General features: G+C 70.0%; 21 protein-coding genes and 1 tRNA gene. 13 read left to right on the plus strand and 9 right to left on the minus strand.

The genetic code is table 11. The features are described from left to right. Positions 1 to 147: 147 nt before the first annotated feature. On the plus strand, positions 148 to 933 hold the full coding sequence (locus HQK15_RS14895; RefSeq protein ID WP_173492300.1) for a DsbA family protein: 786 nt from the start codon (positions 148 to 150) through the stop codon (positions 931 to 933). Here the strand turns inward: HQK15_RS14895 and HQK15_RS14900 are convergent. From HQK15_RS14900 to HQK15_RS14910, 3 genes are read right to left on the minus strand one after another with little or no spacing between them, the layout of a single operon-like run. After that, a complete protein-coding gene (locus tag HQK15_RS14900; protein WP_173492301.1) occupies positions 930 to 1,280 on the minus strand; it encodes a fluoride efflux transporter FluC in 351 nt (116 codons plus the stop codon). The two genes, HQK15_RS14895 and HQK15_RS14900, sit on opposite strands and share 4 nt — an antisense overlap. Next, the gene (locus HQK15_RS14905; protein WP_173492302.1) at positions 1,277 to 1,660 is read right to left on the minus strand and encodes a fluoride efflux transporter FluC; all 384 of its coding nucleotides are present in this window, start codon (positions 1,658 to 1,660) and stop codon (positions 1,277 to 1,279) included. Before HQK15_RS14905 ends, HQK15_RS14900 begins: the two co-directional genes overlap by 4 nt. Then, positions 1,657 to 2,283, minus strand: coding sequence for a LysE/ArgO family amino acid transporter (locus tag HQK15_RS14910; RefSeq protein ID WP_173492303.1), 627 nt, complete (start codon positions 2,281 to 2,283; stop codon positions 1,657 to 1,659). The genes HQK15_RS14905 and HQK15_RS14910 overlap by 4 nt, the downstream gene beginning before the upstream one ends. A 72-nt stretch (positions 2,284 to 2,355) precedes the next feature. Between HQK15_RS14910 and HQK15_RS14915 the strand changes: the two genes are divergently transcribed. After that, positions 2,356 to 3,222 carry a LysR family transcriptional regulator ArgP gene (locus HQK15_RS14915; RefSeq protein ID WP_173492304.1) on the plus strand — a complete coding sequence of 289 codons (867 nt, stop codon included), beginning with the start codon at positions 2,356 to 2,358 and terminating at the stop codon, positions 3,220 to 3,222. A gap of 46 nt (positions 3,223 to 3,268) precedes the next feature. After that, positions 3,269 to 3,832 carry a hypothetical protein gene (locus tag HQK15_RS14920; RefSeq protein ID WP_173492305.1) on the plus strand — a complete coding sequence of 188 codons (564 nt, stop codon included), beginning with the start codon at positions 3,269 to 3,271 and terminating at the stop codon, positions 3,830 to 3,832. A 5-nt stretch (positions 3,833 to 3,837) separates the two neighbouring features. Here the strand turns inward: HQK15_RS14920 and ykgO are convergent, their stop codons facing one another. Genes ykgO through HQK15_RS14935 form a run of 3 tightly spaced genes read right to left on the minus strand, consistent with a single transcriptional unit; the run spans position 3,838 to position 5,249 of the window. After that, positions 3,838 to 3,960 carry a type B 50S ribosomal protein L36 gene (gene ykgO, locus HQK15_RS14925; RefSeq protein WP_173492306.1) on the minus strand — a complete coding sequence of 41 codons (123 nt, stop codon included), beginning with the start codon at positions 3,958 to 3,960 and terminating at the stop codon, positions 3,838 to 3,840. Then, a complete protein-coding gene (gene rpmF / locus HQK15_RS14930) occupies positions 3,957 to 4,133 on the minus strand; it encodes a 50S ribosomal protein L32 (RefSeq protein ID WP_173492307.1) in 177 nt (58 codons plus the stop codon). The genes ykgO and rpmF overlap by 4 nt, the downstream gene beginning before the upstream one ends. A gap of 42 nt (positions 4,134 to 4,175) precedes the next feature. Further along, positions 4,176 to 5,249 carry a GTP-binding protein gene (locus HQK15_RS14935; RefSeq protein ID WP_173492308.1) on the minus strand — a complete coding sequence of 358 codons (1,074 nt, stop codon included), beginning with the start codon at positions 5,247 to 5,249 and terminating at the stop codon, positions 4,176 to 4,178. Between the two features lie 92 nt (positions 5,250 to 5,341). Here HQK15_RS14935 and rpmB point away from each other — a divergent pair, with 92 nt between their 5' ends. Genes rpmB through rpsN form a run of 3 tightly spaced genes read left to right on the plus strand, consistent with a single transcriptional unit; the run spans position 5,342 to position 6,053 of the window. Continuing rightward, the gene (gene rpmB / locus HQK15_RS14940) at positions 5,342 to 5,578 is read left to right on the plus strand and encodes a 50S ribosomal protein L28 (protein WP_173492309.1); all 237 of its coding nucleotides are present in this window, start codon (positions 5,342 to 5,344) and stop codon (positions 5,576 to 5,578) included. Next, on the plus strand, positions 5,578 to 5,748 hold the full coding sequence (gene rpmG / locus HQK15_RS14945) for a 50S ribosomal protein L33 (protein WP_173492310.1): 171 nt from the start codon (positions 5,578 to 5,580) through the stop codon (positions 5,746 to 5,748). Before rpmB ends, rpmG begins: the two co-directional genes overlap by 1 nt. Continuing rightward, complete coding sequence (rpsN, locus tag HQK15_RS14950) at positions 5,748 to 6,053, plus strand: 30S ribosomal protein S14 (protein ID WP_173492311.1); 306 nt, start codon at positions 5,748 to 5,750, stop codon at positions 6,051 to 6,053. The genes rpmG and rpsN overlap by 1 nt, the downstream gene beginning before the upstream one ends. A 27-nt stretch (positions 6,054 to 6,080) precedes the next feature. Here rpsN and HQK15_RS14955 read toward each other — a convergent pair. Further along, positions 6,081 to 6,154, minus strand: a tRNA-Arg gene (locus HQK15_RS14955). An 80-nt stretch (positions 6,155 to 6,234) separates the two neighbouring features. Here HQK15_RS14955 and HQK15_RS14960 point away from each other — a divergent pair. The 5 genes from HQK15_RS14960 to ettA all read left to right on the plus strand — a co-directional run bounded on the left by HQK15_RS14960 (position 6,235) and on the right by ettA (position 13,184). Then, complete coding sequence (locus HQK15_RS14960) at positions 6,235 to 7,419, plus strand: PrsW family intramembrane metalloprotease (protein WP_173492312.1); 1,185 nt, start codon at positions 6,235 to 6,237, stop codon at positions 7,417 to 7,419. 102 nt (positions 7,420 to 7,521) lie between these two features. Continuing rightward, positions 7,522 to 9,237 carry a P-loop NTPase family protein gene (locus tag HQK15_RS14965; RefSeq protein WP_367649203.1) on the plus strand — a complete coding sequence of 572 codons (1,716 nt, stop codon included), beginning with the start codon at positions 7,522 to 7,524 and terminating at the stop codon, positions 9,235 to 9,237. Beyond that, positions 9,234 to 10,883, plus strand: a complete 1,650-nt coding sequence (locus HQK15_RS14970) for a GTPase (RefSeq protein WP_173492313.1) — start codon at positions 9,234 to 9,236, stop codon at positions 10,881 to 10,883. Before HQK15_RS14965 ends, HQK15_RS14970 begins: the two co-directional genes overlap by 4 nt. A 126-nt stretch (positions 10,884 to 11,009) precedes the next feature. After that, entirely contained in the window at positions 11,010 to 11,459 is a 450-nt protein-coding gene (locus HQK15_RS14975; protein WP_173492314.1) for a single-stranded DNA-binding protein, read from the plus strand. A 42-nt stretch (positions 11,460 to 11,501) separates the two neighbouring features. Further along, positions 11,502 to 13,184, plus strand: a complete 1,683-nt coding sequence (gene ettA / locus HQK15_RS14980; protein WP_173492315.1) for an energy-dependent translational throttle protein EttA — start codon at positions 11,502 to 11,504, stop codon at positions 13,182 to 13,184. Positions 13,185 to 13,203: 19 nt separating this feature from the next. On the opposite strand, the gene HQK15_RS14985 is transcribed toward ettA, so the two are convergent. Beyond that, positions 13,204 to 13,677, minus strand: coding sequence for a MarR family winged helix-turn-helix transcriptional regulator (locus tag HQK15_RS14985; RefSeq protein ID WP_173492316.1), 474 nt, complete (start codon positions 13,675 to 13,677; stop codon positions 13,204 to 13,206). A 99-nt stretch (positions 13,678 to 13,776) separates the two neighbouring features. Here HQK15_RS14985 and HQK15_RS14990 point away from each other — a divergent pair, with 99 nt between their 5' ends. Then, positions 13,777 to 14,325 carry a YceI family protein gene (locus HQK15_RS14990; RefSeq protein ID WP_173492317.1) on the plus strand — a complete coding sequence of 183 codons (549 nt, stop codon included), beginning with the start codon at positions 13,777 to 13,779 and terminating at the stop codon, positions 14,323 to 14,325. 7 nt (positions 14,326 to 14,332) lie between these two features. Here the strand turns inward: HQK15_RS14990 and HQK15_RS14995 are convergent, their stop codons facing one another. Beyond that, positions 14,333 to 14,923 carry a TetR/AcrR family transcriptional regulator gene (locus HQK15_RS14995; protein ID WP_217361746.1) on the minus strand — a complete coding sequence of 197 codons (591 nt, stop codon included), beginning with the start codon at positions 14,921 to 14,923 and terminating at the stop codon, positions 14,333 to 14,335. Positions 14,924 to 15,022: 99 nt separating this feature from the next. Between HQK15_RS14995 and HQK15_RS15000 the strand changes: the two genes are divergently transcribed. After that, a complete protein-coding gene (locus tag HQK15_RS15000; protein ID WP_173492319.1) occupies positions 15,023 to 16,168 on the plus strand; it encodes an acyl-CoA dehydrogenase family protein in 1,146 nt (381 codons plus the stop codon). Positions 16,169 to 16,189: the final 21 nt, after the last annotated feature.

The raw sequence follows: 16,189 nt of genomic DNA on the forward strand, positions 1-16,189 counted from the left end.
CCGCGATGGGGCTTCGGACGGGCCGGTAGGCTCACGAGGAACCTTCGGCGACGGTTCTGCGTTGGTCCCTTCGGTGACCGGCAGGACGTCGAGTGCCCATCCCCGAACACGTCGCGACCGATGCGGCTGGACAGACTGAGGAACGACATGGCGAACGATCGACAGGAACGGGCCGCGCGCGCGGAGCAGATGCGCAAGGAGCGCGAGAAGGCCGACCGCAAGCAGCGCAACCTCATCACGGTGGGCATCGTGGTCGTGGTCGTCGCGCTCATCGCGCTGGCCGGCTTCGGCTACCAGAGCATGAAGAAGGACAAGGAGATCGCCACCGAGCTGACGACTCCGCAGAACGTCAACAAGGACTACGGCATCCTCTACACGCCCGAGGTCGCGACGGGCAAGGCCCCGGCCTCCGACGCCGACCCCGTCAAGGTGACGCTGTACGAGGACTTCCTGTGCCCCGGCTGCGGCGCCCTCGAGCAGACCGCCGGCTCCTTCCTGAGCGACCAGGTCGCCGCGGGTGAGATCCAGATCGAGTACCGCCCCTACGCGTTCCTCGTGAACCAGAGCACCAACGAGTACTCCCAGCGTGCCTGGAACGCCGCCGCGTGCGTCAACGACAAGGGCGGGCCCAAGGCCTTCAAGGCGTTCCACGACATCCTGTTCGCCAACCAGCCCCAGGAGGGCGGCGCCGGACCGGAGAACTCCCAGCTGATCGAGTGGGCGAAGGAGGCCGGAGTCACCGGCGTCGACGCCTGCATCAACAAGCAGACGTTCACCCCGTGGATCGAGGACGCCCTCTCGCAGGGCAAGGACGACGGTGTCTCGGGCACCCCGACGATGCGCATCGACGGCAAGGACGTCAGCGGCGAGGGCAACACCATCCCGCAGCAGGCCGACATCCAGAAGGCCATCGACGCGGCCAAGAAGGCCTAGCGCCCGACGGCATACCCGCACGCAGCCGCCGCAACGCCCAGCACGAGCATCACCAGGGCGTTGACGGCGGCTGCTGCGTACCTGCGCTCGAGCGCCAGGTGCGTGGTCTCGACGCTCGCGGTGCTGAACGTCGTGTAGCCGCCGAGGAAGCCGGTGCCGAGGATCGTGAGCCAGGCGTCGCCGGTGGCCAGCCCGACGAGCAGCCCGAGCAGGAACGAGCCCGTGACGTTGATGACGAGCGTCGACCACGGGAGGCGGTCCGACGTCCGCGGTCGGATCCACGCGTCGAGCGAGTAGCGCGTGCCCGCGCCGAGCCCCCCGGCCAGGGCCATCAGCAGCGTCGTCATCGCGTCACCGCCCGGGCGGCTGCGATGCCGGCGGCGGCAGCGACGAGGCCGGCCAGCACCGAGCCGACGGCGTACGTCAGGCCGAGGGCCACGTGGTCGCCGCGCAGCAGGGTGTCGGTCTCGACCGCGAGGGCGCTGTAGGTCGTGTAGCCGCCGAGGAAGCCCGTCCCCAGCAGGAGACGGAGCGTGCGGCGGTCGCCCGTGTCGTCCCCACGGACGACCAGCGCTGCCAGCAGGGCGCCGAGGACGAACGAGCCGGTGACGTTGACGACGAACGTGCCGGTGGGGAAGAGGTGTGTGCTGTCGAGCCACGACGACACGCCGTGCCGGCCCAGGGTGCCGGCGGCACCACCTGCGACGACGACGGCGAACGCTCTCACCCGCCCATCAGACCATGCAGGAGCGTGGCAGCGATGGCGACCATCACGATCGCGATCAGCGCGTCGAGCACCCGCCAGGCGACCGGGCGCGCGAACACGGGCCGCAGCAGGCGCGCGCCGAAGCCGAGGGTGGTGAACCAGACGACGCTGCCGACGGCCGCGCCCAGCCCGAACCACCACCGGTCGTCGCCGTGCGTCGCGGCCACCGACCCGAGCAGCACGAGCGTGTCGAGGTAGACGTGGGGATTGAGCCAGGTCAGCGCGAGGATCGTCGTGACGACCGGCCACAGCGGTGTCGACCTGCCGTCGGCCTCGGTGTCGAGCGCCGCGGGGCGCCAGGCACGGCGCGCCGCGAGGGCTGCGTACGTGAGCAGGAAGGCGGCGCCGCCGATGCGCATCACGTCGGTGAGCCACGGGGCGAGCTCGAGCAGGGAGCCGAGCCCGCCGACCCCGAGCAGGATCAGGACGGCGTCGGACCCGGCGCAGATCGCGACCACCGGGAGGACGTGCTCCCGGCGCAGGCCCTGGCGCAGGACGTAGGCGTTCTGGGCGCCGATCGCGATGATGAGCGACAGCCCGAAGCCGAGCCCCGAGGCGGAGGCGACGAGCGCGGCGTGGGTCATGTCGTCGACGCTAGAGGTCCCACTTGCTGAAGTCCAACGAATGTTTCTTGCCTTGCATTAGTGTTGCTTCACATGGATCTGGCCCAGCTGCAGGCCCTCGCCGCGGTGGTCGACGAGGGATCTTTCGACGCCGCGGCCTCGGCGCTGCACGTCACCCCGTCGGCGATCAGTCAGCGCATCAAGGCGCTCGAGCAGTCGACCGGGCAGGTGCTCGTGCGACGCGCGCGACCGACCGCGGCGACCGACGCCGGTGAGGCCTACGTGCGCCTGGCGCGCCAGGTCGACGCCCTGGTGCACGAGGCTCGTGCCGAGACGGGGGTCGAGGCGACGGTCACCATTCCCATCGCCGTCAACGCCGACTCGCTCGCCACGTGGATCCTTCCGGCGCTGGCGACGCTGCCCCCGACGATCTGCTTCGACCTGCACCGCGACGACCAGGCGCACACTGCCGACCTGCTCCGGTCGGGCACGGTCATGGCGGCGATCACCTCCGACGACCGGCCGGTGCAGGGGTGCCGGGTCGAGCGGCTCGGCTCGATGCGATATCGACCGATGGCGACCCCCGCCGTCGTCGAGCGGTGGTTCGCCGACGGCGTCGACGCGTCGTCCCTCGCCGCGGCACCCGTCGTGGTCTACGACCGCAAGGACGACCTGCAGGACGCCTACCTGCGCCGACGGTCGAGGAGCCGGCTGTCGCCCCCGCGCCACCACGTGCCCTCGTCGGTCGAGTTCGCCCGGGCCGTGCTGCTGGGTCTGGGGTGGGGGATGCTGCCGGACGAGCAGAGCCTCGACGCCGAGCGCGACGGGCGCCTGGTCGAGCTCGACCCCGGCCAGCACGTCGACGTCACGCTGCACTGGCAGCAGTGGACGCTGCGGACGCCGGCGCTCGACGCAGTGGCGGCCGCTGTCCGTGCAGCGGCTGCAGATCACCTGCGCTGAGACCCGTGCGGTGGTAACGTCAAGTCACTACCACTGAGGAGCGGCGATGGACCTCGACGAGCTGTTGGACGGGCTCCTCGAGCCGCACGCGGTGAGTCCGGGCGACGACGGCGACCAGCTGGTCGCGATGCGCCTCGCCGACGACTGGGGTGTCGGCGTCAGGCTGCACCGCCGCGGCACCCACCGTCAGTGGAACATCCGCGAGGTGACCCTGCGTCTGCTCGACCACGACGCGAGCATCAACGGCAACGACGTCCGCGAGCTGCCACTGGGCTCGCTGCTGTCGGAGGCCCGCCGTCTGGCCACCAAGAGCGCCGAGGTGCAGGTGCCGACGGTCCGTCCGGTCGACCTCGCGGTGATGATCGCCGGCAACGGCGGCACGTTCGGCAGCAGCGACGAGATGCTGGCGGCTCTCGCCTTCGAGTACGTCGCGATCGTCGAGGCCGGCGATCGTACGCCGTCCAAGACGCTCGCCGAGCGCCTCGGCGGCGCGGCAGGCACGTGGACCAACCGGGTCGCCGAGGCGCGGCGGCGCGGGTTCCTCACCGCGGTGGAGCGGGGCGAGGCCGGGGGAGCGGTCACTCCCGAGGCGTTCGACGCCCTGCCCTGAGCGGGTCAGCCCTGCCGGCCCTTCAGGCGCGGGTTCTGCTTGTTGATCACGAACGTGCGACCGCGGCGCCGGACGACTTGCGCACCGGGCTGGTTCTTGAGCGACCTGAGCGAGTTGCGGACCTTCATGCGTGCTCCTGGCGGGTGACGAGGCCGCGCTGGACGGCTCGGACGAGGCGACGGGGGACGCGGTGCGTGACGCCGTCGACGGTGACCGGCACCAAGGCGACGGGCGTCGCCTTCCAGCTCGAGCGGCGGTGACGGGTGTTGCTGCGCGACAGCTTGCGCTTGGGGACGGCCATGGTGCCTCTTTCGGGGTCGGGTGACGGGTGTCCGGTGGTGGGTCAGGCAGGCTGACGGGTGGGGCCGAGCCAGGGCTCGAAGCCGTCCTCGTGGCTCTCCCAGATCGTGCCGCGCTCGGCGATCTCCCGGTCGGTCAGCAGGCACGACCTGAACAGGGCGAGCAGCTCGTCCCGGCCGCCGTCGATGCCGGTCACGAGGAGGCGGACGTGCGGCTCGCTCGATCCGTGCTCGCAGGGGCCGACGCTCAGCTGACCGCCGGCGCCGTCCCACTCGCAGATCTGGTCGTGACGCGTCGGCAGCCAGAAGCAGCCCCGAGATCGCCGAGCGCCGCCGCCGAGACCCTCCAGGTTGGCCATCAGCCGCTCGGGGTGGAACGGTCGGTCGGACCGCAGCTCCACGGTCCATGCCGCTCCGATCTCGACGAGCCCGACGGTCGCGCGGTGCGCGGGATCGACCCACGCCTGCGCGTCACGGTGGGAGCGCCGGGCGCCCACGACGGCGGCGGTGTCGATCGAGAGGTGGTCGACGACCTCGCTGGCACCGGGGCGGAGCAGTGCCCGGACGAGATCCCGGTCGGTCTCCTCGATGTCGCCGACCACGACGACCATGTCGGCGTGCTCGACGAGCGAGGCGTGCACCTCGGCCACACCGCGTGCGTCCTCGACGGAGGTCTGCAGGTGCCGCTCGCGCAGCAGGTCGTCGCCGAGGAGGTCCTCGCGAGCCGTCGGTCCGTTGACGACGGCGAGCACCGACGCGACGTGGAGCTTCGCGCCGAGCACGGCGTCGTGGTCGAGGATCGCGCAGATCTGCTCGGCTCCGGCCGCGATCGGCAGGTGCGCGATGATCGTGCTCCACCGGCCGTCGTCGGCGAGGCGCTCGAGCGTCGGCACGACGTCCTCGCGCAGGGCGCAGCCGACGCAGGCGTGGGCGAGGTCGATGTGGACCCGCTCGACGACCCCCGTCATGTCGCTGACGACTCGGGTCAGGACCTGCTCGTCGACGTCGATCGTGTGGCGGACGGCGACGGCCCGGGGGGCGTCCCACTGCAGGCCGACCATCGCGTGCGCCATCGCGTCGGCGTCGATCCCGGTCAGCAGCACGAGCGGCGTGCTCATGGGGCCACCGCCGCGGGGATGCTCTTCGTCATGACTTGCTCCTGTGGGTAGACTTAATGAGAATGATTGTCAGTCTACATAAGGAGCGGCGCATGTCACGGGTGTGTCAGGTCACGGGCGCGACGGTGGGGTTCGGTCACCACGTCTCGCACTCGCACCGTCGGACCAAGAGGCGGTTCGACGCCAACATCGGGCGCAAGCGCTACTGGGTGCCGACCTGGGGGCGTCACGTGACGCTGCGGGTCAGCGCCCGAGGCATCAAGACGATCGACGTCCGCGGCATCGACGCCGTGGTCGCAGACATCCAGGCACGAGGAGAGAAGATCTGATGGCACGCAAGGGCAACGACATCCGTCCCATCGTCAAGCTGCGGTCGACCGCGGGCACCGGCTTCACGTACGTCACCCGCAAGAACCGTCGTAACGACCCCGACCGGATCGTCCTGCGCAAGTTCGACCCCGTGGTCCGCCAGCACGTCGACTTCCGCGAGGAGCGCTGATGGCCAGGCGCAGCAAGATCGTCGCCAACGAGCGCCGCAAGGTGGTCGTGGAGCGGTACGCGGAGCGGCGGTCCGCGTTGCGGTCCGCCGCGAGGGATCGTGGGCTCCCGCTCGACGAACGGATCGCGGCCGGGCGGGCGCTCGCGCGCCTGCCGCGCGACTCCTCGCCGGTGCGGGTGCGCAACCGCGACCAGGTCGACGGTCGGCCGCGGGGCTACGTCGGCCTCGCCGGGCTGTCGCGCATCCGGTTCCGGACTGCGGCCCACCGGGGCGAGCTGCCCGGCATCACGACGTCGAGCTGGTGACACGGGTGGGCGGGAGCGGGGACGGGGTGCGCCCGGCAGGACTCGAACCTGCGACCTAGAGATTAGAAGGCTCTTGCTCTATCCAGCTGAGCTACGGGCGCGCTGAGGCCAGACTATCGGCGCTGCTCACCGCGGCTGTCACGTCCCGCGCACCGAAGGGCGATGCCCTACGATCTGACGGGTGACGGACGTGACAGCCAGCCCGATTCCAGCCGCGCTGCCCCCCTATCGCGAGGTGGTCCGTCAGCGGGGCCGCACGCTGCTGCTCGTCAGCTTCATCGTGATCGCGATCGCCGGAGCAGTGGGCGGCATCGGCATCTCGCTCAGCGCGGGCTCGGGCGAGGGCACCGGCCTGTCGCTCTTCTACGCGATGATCCCGCTGCCGCTGCTGTGGTTCGTCTTCTGGTGGCTCGACCGCTACGAGCCCGAGCCGCGCCGCTACAAGTTCGCGGGCTTCGTCTGGGGCGGGGTCGTCGCCGTCGCGATCGCCCTGACCCTCGAGCTCTGGGCGCAGAAGGCGTTCGACCTGAGCGACGACGCGACGGCGTCCTTCGTCGCGCCGCTGGCCGAGGAGCCGGCGAAGTGTCTGTTCCTGCTGCTGACGTTCGTGCGCTCGCGCCGCGTCATCGACGGGGTGCTCGACGGACTCATCTACGCCGGCATCGTCGGCATCGGCTTCGCGTTCATCGAGAACATCGGCTACTACGCCAGCAGCTACACCGAGTCGGCCGACTACCAGGTCGCCGGCGCCGGTGGCGTCACCAGCACGTTCGTGGTCCGTGGGCTGTTCAGCCCCTTCGCGCACCCGCTGTTCACCGCCGCGTTCGGCGTGGCGATCGGCCTCGCCGTCTCGCGCAAGTCCAAGGTCGCCCGTTTCCTCATCGGGACGCTGGGCCTGGCGGCGAGCATCGGCCTGCACGCCCTCTGGAACGGCTCGCTGAGCTATGACGAGACGGGCACGGCCTTCGTCCTGGCCTACCTGGCGCTCGCCGCACTGCTGCTGGCCACGGCCGTCCTGGCCATCGTGGTCCGCGTGCGACAGGTGCGGATCCTGGAGCGGTCGCTGTCGTACGTCGCGCAGCGCGGCTGGATCCACCCGGCGGAGATCCCCTACCTGTCGCGCTTCGGCCATCGCAAGGCCGCGCGGCGATTTGCGACCAAGAACCACGGCAAGGTGGCCGGTCAGGTCGTCAAGCGATATCAACGGCTGTCGAGCGAGATGGCCTTCCTGCACGACGCGCTGATGAGCGGCCGTTCCAAGCCGCACGGGGTCGAACGCACCTATGCGCTGCTCGACGCGATGTACGCGCTGCGGCCGGCACTCCGATTCCCACCGGCGCTGCAGAACACCACTCGTCACTCCTGACCCCCGTGCCGCACGAGCCGCGGCCACGAAGTGGCCTCAAGTCGACTAATCTGTCTGTACACCCACCCACAGCAGATTCACCGTCGACGAGAGGAGCAGCCCGTGCCCGGCGACCACGCTTCGGCCGAGCTCCTCGCGGCCATGGGATCGCTGCTCATCACCGTGCGCGACGTCCCGCTGCGTCTCGACACGCCGGGCATCGACGAGGCGCGTGAGACGCAGGCCGCGGTCACCGACCAGCTCTCCGACTACGTGCTGCCGCGTCTGGTTCAGCTGGACGCCCCGCTGCTGGCCGTCGTCGGCGGGTCGACCGGGGCCGGCAAGTCGACGCTCGTCAACTCCCTGGTGGGGGAGCGGGTCACCGAGTCGGGCGTGCTGAGGCCGACCACCCGCTCGCCGGTGCTCGTGCACCACCCCGACGACGCGGCGTGGTTCCAGCCCGATCGCATCCTGCCCGACCTGCCGCGGACCCTGGCGATCGGCAACGACTCCTACGCCCTGCGACTGGCGTCCTCCGCCAAGATCCCGAAGGGTCTGGCGATCCTCGACGCCCCCGACGTCGACTCGATCGACAAGGGCAACCGCGACCTGGCGGCCCAGCTGCTCGCTGCCGCCGACCTGTGGCTGTTCGTGACGTCCGCTGCCCGCTACGCCGACCAGGTCCCGTGGGACTACCTGCGTCAGGCCGCCGAGCGCAGCACCTCGGTCGCCGTCGTGCTCGACCGCACGAGCGACGAGGCCGTCATCGAGGTGCGGGGCCACCTGGCCCGCATGATGACGTCGCGCGGGCTGTCCGACTCGCCCCTGTTCACCGTGCCCGAGTCGGGGCTCGACGCCGACGGGCTGCTGCCCGCCGACGCCGTCGCGCCGATGGTCGGCTGGCTGCACGAGCTGGCCGCCGACCCCAAGGCCCGCCAGATGGTCGTCCACCGCACCCTCGACGGGGCCGTGCGACACGTCGTGCTGCGCACGCACGACGTCGCCGACGCGCTCGACGCCCAGATCGAGGTCGCCGAGTCGCTCTATCGCGACGCCGAGACGATCCAGCGCAAGGAGCTCGACGAGCTCGCGACCCAGACGTCCGACGGCACGCTGCTGCGTGGCGAGGTGCTGGCCAGCTGGCAGGAGTTCGTCGGCACCGGCGAGCTGCTGAAGTCGGTCGAGGAGAAGGTCAGCCGCATCCGCGACCGGTTCGTCGACGGCATGACCGGCAAGCGCACCCGGTCCACCGAGGTCGTCGACGCGATCGAGACCGCCGTGCACATGCTGCTCGTCGAGCACGCGGAGTCCGCAGCCGAGCAGATCGCGCGCAGCTGGGGCGGCTCCACGCCTGGCCGGCAGATGCTCGACCGCCAGCGCGGCCTCGACCGTGCCTCGCAGGACTTCCGCGTCAAGGCCGAGCGCACCGTCCACGACTGGCGTCAGTCCGTGCTCGAGCTCGTCCGCGTCGAGGGGGCCGACAAGCGCATGACCGCACGGTTCCTCGCGTTCGGGGTCAACGGCATCGCCGTGGCCCTGATGATCGTCATGTTCTCGCGCAGCACCGACGGCACGGGTGCCGGCGGCACGGCAACCCTCGGCCGCAAGCTGCTCGACGCGATCTTCGGCGAGGCCGTGGTCGACGACCTGGTCGAACGCGCCCACGCCGACCTCGACTCCCGCGTCGCGGCTCTGTTCGAGACCGAGCTCCACCGGTTCCACACCCTGCTCGACCCGCCCGAGACCCTCAAGATCGTCCAGGCGACCCTGCGCGAGGCGGCCCGCAAGGCCGAGTACGCCCGGCACGCCGACTTCCTGGACGGAGAGACGACGTCATGACATCCACGGTCGAGGCCAGCGAGGTCGTCTTCGGCGGCGTGCGCAACGACGTCGCAGCCCGCCTCGAGGGCCTGACCCGTGCGGTCACCGCCAGCCGCGGTCGCATCGACGACGAGATCCTGGCTCCCGCCGAGATGCTGTCCGGTCGCGCCGCGGAGCGGCTGACCCTGTCCGGCGAGCACACGATCGTCGCACTGGCGGGTGCCACGGGCTCCGGCAAGTCGTCGCTGTTCAACTCGTTGACCGATCTGGAGCTGGCCGGCGTGGGCGTGCGTCGCCCGACGACGTCGTGGGCCCTGGCCTGCGCGTGGGGTCCCGACGGCGCCCAGGGCCTGCTCGAGTGGATGGGCATCCCCGCGCGCCACCAGGTGTCACGCATGAGCATGCTCGACCACTCGGCCGAGGACACCAAGCTCGACGGGCTCGTGCTGCTCGACCTGCCCGACCACGACTCGACCGAGGTCTCGCACCACCTCGAGATGGACCGGCTGGTCAAGTACGCCGACCTGCTCGTGTGGGTCCTCGACCCGCAGAAGTACGCCGATGCCGCGATCCACGACCGCTACATCCGGCCCATGGCTGCCTACAGCGACGTGACCCTCGTCGTGCTCAACCAGATCGACCGCATCCCGTTCGAGGAGCGCGAGCGTGCGATGGCCGACGTCCGACGCATCCTCGCCGACGAGGGACTGCCCGACGTCGCCGTCCTCGGTGTGTCGGCGACCCGGGGCGACGGCATCGAGGACCTCAAGCGCGAGCTCGCCGCACGGATCCGCGCGAAGACCTCGGCCAAGGGGCGCCTGGCGTCCGACATCTCCGCCGCCGCCGAGGTCATCGCCCAGGTCGGTGGCTCGGCCGCCGCCCCGGGCATCAGCCCCGCGGACCGCCAGGCCCTCGACGATGCCCTGGTCGACTGCGCGGGCGTGCCCCAGCTCGTCGATGCCATCGCGGCGTCGACCCGGCGTCGCGCCGTGCTCCGCACCGGTTGGCCCGTCGCCCGGTGGATCGGGCGCCTGGGCAAGAAGCCGCTCGACGAGCTGGAGCTCGGCGACGACCTCTCGCTCTCGTCGCTGGCGCGGGTCGCGCTGCCCGAGGCAGGCAACGTGCAGCGGGCCAACGCCGAGCTCGCGATCCGCGACCTGGCCGACAAGGCCGCCGTGGGCCTCGAGCGGCCGTGGCGTGACGCGGTCCGCGACGCCTCCAGCCCGCAGGGTGAGGACATCATCGGCGAGCTCGACGCCGCGATCCACGCGACGAGCGTCGACGTCGCCAAGCCCTCCGCGTGGTGGGTGGTCGTCCAGGCCGTCCAGATGCTCGGCATCGTCGTGGCCGGCGCGGGTCTGCTGTGGCTCGCTGCTCAGGGCATCACGCAGTTCTCGACGGCCGACATGCCCGACCTCGGTGAGGTCGCCGGCGTCCCGATGGCCGCCGTGGTCACGGTAGGCGCCCTGGTCGGCGGCATCGTGCTTGCCGGCCTGTCGCGCATCGCCTCGCGAATCGGTGGTCGGCGCAAGGCCGCACGGGCCGATCGCGAGCTGCGGTCGGCCATCGACCGCGTCGCCGCTGACAAGGTCATCGCGCCGGTCCAGGTCGAGCTCGACTCCTACGGCGCCTACCGCTCAGGCATCCTCACCGCCCTGGGGTGAGGATGCGCTCGACCGACTCTCCACAGGTGCCGGTGCGCACGCGGTCGTCCACAGGCAGGGGGAGTGCGGTTTCTCGCTGCGTCGTGCCGGGTGAGGCTGGAGCTCCTCACATCGAAGGAGACCTCCATGTCGTACGACAACATGCTCACGTTCCACGGCCACGTCGGCACCCCGGTCGAGGTGCGCGAGGGCAGCAGCGTTCCCTGGGTCGTGTTCCGGGTCGCGTCCACGCCGAGCGTCTGGGACCAGGCCAGCCGGTCGTGGCGCGACCTGCCGACGACGTGGATGTCGATCAAGGCGTTCCGCCATCTCGCCCAGAACGCTGCGGAGTCCTTGTCGGTCGGCGACCCCGTCATCGTGATCGGCCGGCTGCGCACGGAGACGTGGACGACCAAGGAGGGCGAGACGCGCGAGAGCACGGTCCTCGAGGCGTCGACGATCGCCCACGACCTCGGCCGCGGCGTGACCCGCTTCCGCAAGGTCGATCGACAGCAGCAGGCTGCCCCGACGTCCGACGGCACGGCCGAGGCGCTCGCCGAGCTCGAGTCCCGGCAGGTCGCCACCCCCGCCGCCTGACCGCCGTGGGTCCTGCACAGGGCGCTCGATAGGCTGGTGCGCATGGCTGAATACGTTCTTTCCCTGCGCAACGTCCGCAAGGCCCACGGCGACAAGGTGGTCCTCGACAACGTCACGCTGTCGTTCCTGCACGGGGCCAAGATCGGTGTCGTCGGTCCCAACGGCATGGGCAAGTCGTCGCTGCTGAAGCTCATGGCCGGCCTCGACCAGCCCAACAACGGCGACATCGTGCGCGACCCCGACGCGACGGTGGGCATGCTCCAGCAGGAGCCCCCGCTGACCGAGGGCAAGACCGTCCTGGAGAACGTCGAGGAGGCCGTCGCCGAGATCAAGGGCAAGCTCGACCGCTTCAACGCCATCAGCGAGGAGCTTGCGAGCCCCGACGCCGACTACGACACCCTGCTCGCCGAGATGGGCGACCTGCAGACCGATCTCGACACGCACAACGCGTGGGAGCTCGACTCGCGCCTCGACCAGGCCATGGACGCGCTGCGCTGCCCGCCGGCCGACGAGCTCGTCGACCACCTGTCCGGTGGTGAGCGCCGCCGCGTCGCGCTGTGCAAGCTGCTGCTGCAGCAGCCCGACCTGCTGCTGCTCGACGAGCCGACCAACCACCTGGACGCCGAGTCGGTCCAGTGGCTCGAGGGCCACCTGAAGAACTACCCGGGCGCCGTCCTGGCCGTGACCCACGACCGCTACTTCCTCGACAACGTCGCCGAGTGGATCGCCGAGGTCGACCGCGGGTCGATCCACGGCTACGAGGGCAACTACTCGACCTACCTGGAGTCCAAGAAGGAGCGCCTCAAGATCGAGGGGCAGAAGGACGCCAAGCGGGCCAAGATGCTCGAGCGCGAGCTCGACTGGGTGCGCTCCAACGCCAAGGGGCGCCAGACCAAGTCCAAGTCGCGTCTGGCGCGCTACGAGGAGCTCGCCGCCGAGGCCGAGAAGGCCCGCAAGATCGACACCAGCGAGATCAACATCCCGGCCGGCCCCCGGCTCGGCGACGTCGTGCTCGACGCGAAGGGCCTGACCAAGGGCTACGACGGCCGGGTGCTCTGGGACGACATCTCGTTCACGCTCCCGCGGGCCGGCATCGTCGGCGTCGTCGGTCCCAACGGTGTCGGCAAGACGACGCTGTTCCGCATGATCACCGGTGCTGAGACGCCTGATGCCGGAGCGCTCGACGTCGGCCAGACCGTCAAGATCAGCTATGCCGACCAGAACCGCGGCGAGATCGCGGGCGACAAGAACGTCTGGGAGACCGTGTCCGACGGGCTCGACTTCATCAAGGTCGCCAACTTCGAGATGAACAGCCGCGCCTACGTCGCGTCGTTCGGCTTCAAGGGCCCCGACCAGCAGAAGAAGGCCGGCGTGCTGTCAGGCGGTGAGCGCAACCGTCTCAACCTGGCGCTGACGCTCAAGCAGGGCGGCAACCTGCTGCTGCTCGACGAGCCCACCAACGACCTCGACGTGGAGACCCTGTCGTCGCTCGAGGACGCGCTGCTGGACTTCCCGGGCTGCGCCGTGGTCACGTCGCACGATCGCTGGTTCCTCGACCGCATCGCCACGCACATCCTGGCGTGGGAGGGCACCGACGAGAACCCGGCGCAGTGGTTCTGGTTCGAGGGCAACTTCCAGTCCTACGAGGACAACAAGATCGAGCGCCTCGGTGCCGACGCCGCGCGTCCGCACCGCGTCACGCACCGTCGCCTGACCCGCGACTGAGCAGGCAGCAGGGCAGCGGTCAGAACCGCTTGCCCTGCAGCTGCTCGACGACCTGCTGCATGATGCGCCCCAGGGCCTCGAGGTCGGCCGGGTCGGCGTTCTCGATCAGGTAGTCGTTGACGCCACGGACGTGGGTGTGGGCGGCCTCCTCGAGGACGCTGAAGCCGTGGTCAGTGAGGATCGCGGAGACACCTCGCCCGTCGTCGGAGCAGTTGCCGCGCTGCACGATGCCCTCGCGCTCGAGGCGGGCGATGGTGTGGGTCACGCGACTGCGGGAGTGCGAGACGGCATCGGCCAGCTCGGCCATGCGGATCGCCCGGTCGGGAGCCTCGGACAGCCGGACCAGGATCTCGTACTCGGGCATCGAGAGTCCGTGGGCGGTCCGCAGGTCGCGATCGAGCCGGTCCGTGAGGACGGTGGTCCCACCGAGGAACGCGCGCCAGATGTGCTGCTGCTCGGTGCTGAGCCACGGGGTGTCGGTGACGGTCTCCATGTGATCCATCCTACGTCGTGAGAGTGTTGGTTGAAGTTTAAACCTCGTGCTACAGTCTATCTTGTTGAATGATCAACTACATACTTTCGAGGAGACACCATGAGCACCGCCACCAGCGTCACCACCGGAACCTGGGCTATCGACGCCAGCCACACCGAGATCGGTTTCACCGTTCGCCACCTGATGAGCAAGGTGCGCGGCAAGTTCGAGACCTTCGAGGGCTCGATCGTCAGCGCCGAGGACATCACGGCCTCGTCGGTCACCGTCTCCGTCGACCTCGCCTCGGTCAACACGAGCAACGCCGACCGTGACGCGCACCTGCGCTCCGGTGACTTCTTCAACGCCGAGGAGAACCCGAAGATGACCTTCGTGTCGACCGGCATCGTCGAGAAGGCTGCGGGCGAGTTCGTCGTCACCGGCGACCTGACGATCAAGAACATCACGAAGTCCGTCGAGCTGGCCACCGAGTTCCTCGGCGAGGGCGGCGACCCGTGGGGCGGCACGCGCGTCGGCATCGAGGCCTCGACGTCGATCAGCCGCAAGGAGTTCGGCATCGACTTCAACATCCCGGTCGAGGGTGCTGACAAGCTCATGATCGGCGACAAGATCTCGATCACGATCGTCGCCGAGGCCGTCCTCCAGGCCTGATCGCCCCTCAGGCGCTGCCGGACGACGTCCGCAGCGTCATGCGGACCGCGAGGTCCGCGTGCAGTGCGGCGAGCTCGTGACCTGAGCGTGACCCGCCGGGCTCGAACCACCGCACGAGGTCGACACCCAGGGACAGCACCGAAAATGCCGTCCCGGGGATGTCGGCCACATCCAGGACGCCCTGGTCGACACCGTCGGCCAGGGCGTCCTGCATCGTCTTCTCGATACTGCGCCGCAGAGCCGCCACCTCGGCGCGGTGCTCGGGCGTGAGGGCGTGGTACTCGTACTGGACGATGCGGCCCACTCGGCTGTTGTCGGCGTGCCACAGGCTGAAGTCGTAGACCATGGCACGCAGGCGGGCGACCGGGTCGGTGCTCGACGCGGCGGCCGCGTTGATCATGGCGAGGGCCGAGCGGTGGCCCGTCAGGCTGACGGTGAAGAGCAGGCTCTCCTTGGAGTCGTGGTGCACGTAGACCGCCGCGGGGCTCATGCCGGCGCGCGAGGCGATGTCGCGCGTCGTGGTGGCGGCGAACCCCTTCTCGGCAAAGGCCTCGACGGCGGCGTTGATCAGCCGTTCGCGTGCCGTGACGGTCGTCATGTCGGTGCCTCCTTGGTTGACAGCATGACGGAGGACTTGCATGCTAAGCAAGCGCTTAGTTCGCATGTCCCCCTGAATCTCCTGCACGAGGCGGTCCCCATGAAGCGGATGATCTTCGACGAGGACCACGACGCGTTCCGCGACTCGTGTGCCGCGTTCCTGGCCAAGCACGTCACGCCGAACCTCGAGACCTATCTGGAGGACAAGGCGCTGCCGCGCGACTTCTGGCTCGCCGCCGGGGCCGAGGGCTACCTGGGCCTGGAGATCCCCGAGGAGTTCGGTGGCTCCGAGGCCGGCGACTTCCGGTTCAACGCCGTCTGGGCCGAGGAGCTCAGCAAGCTCAACGCCGCGCTCGCGTCGTGCGCGGCCATCCACTCCGACATCGCGGTGCCCTACATCGTCGACCTCGGCACCCAGGAGCAGAAGCAGCGCTGGCTGCCCGGCTGCGCGACGGGCGAGATCGTCACCGCGATCGGCATGACCGAGCCGGGGGGTGGCTCCGACCTCGCCGCCCTCAAGACCACCGCGGTGCGCGACGGTGACGAGTGGGTCATCAACGGCTCCAAGACGTTCATCACCAACGGGTTCTCGGCCGACCTGGTGCTGACCGCCGTGCGCACGTCGCCCGAGAAGGGCGCCAAGGGCATCACGCTGTTCGGCCTCGAGGCGACCGATGCGGGGTTCAGCCGCGGCCGCAAGCTCGACAAGGTCGGGCAGGGCGAGGCCGACACGGCAGAGCTCTTCTTCGAGGACGTCCGGGTGGGCGACGACCGGATCATCGGCGAGGTCGACCGTGGCTTCGTCTACATGATGGAGCGCCTGCCGCAGGAGCGGCTGAGCTGCTCGGTGTCCAACATCGCGCACGCCAAGCAGATCCTCGTCGAGACGATCCAGTACGCCCACGACCGCCAGGCCTTCAAGCAGTCGATCGGCAGCCTGCAGCACAACAAGTTCCTCCTGGCCGAGCTCGTCACCAAGATCGAGGTCGCCGAGGCGTACGTCGACCAGGCCGTCCTGGCCCACACGCAGGGCGAGGCCACCGCCACCGACGCCGCCAAGGCGAAGTGGTGGTCGTCGGAGATCCAGAACGACGTGCTCGACCACTGCGTCCAGCTGCACGGCGGCTACGGCTTCATGAACGAGTACCGCGTGGCCCGCGCATGGCGTGATGCTCGCGTCAGCAAGATCTGGGCCGGGTCCAACGAGATCATGAAAGAGCTCATCGGCCGCGACCTCGGCTTCTGAACCACCACCACCCGAAAGGCA

The sequence above is a fragment of the Aeromicrobium stalagmiti genome, assembly GCF_013283745.1.
Lineage (GTDB): Bacteria > Actinomycetota > Actinomycetes > Propionibacteriales > Nocardioidaceae > Aeromicrobium > Aeromicrobium stalagmiti.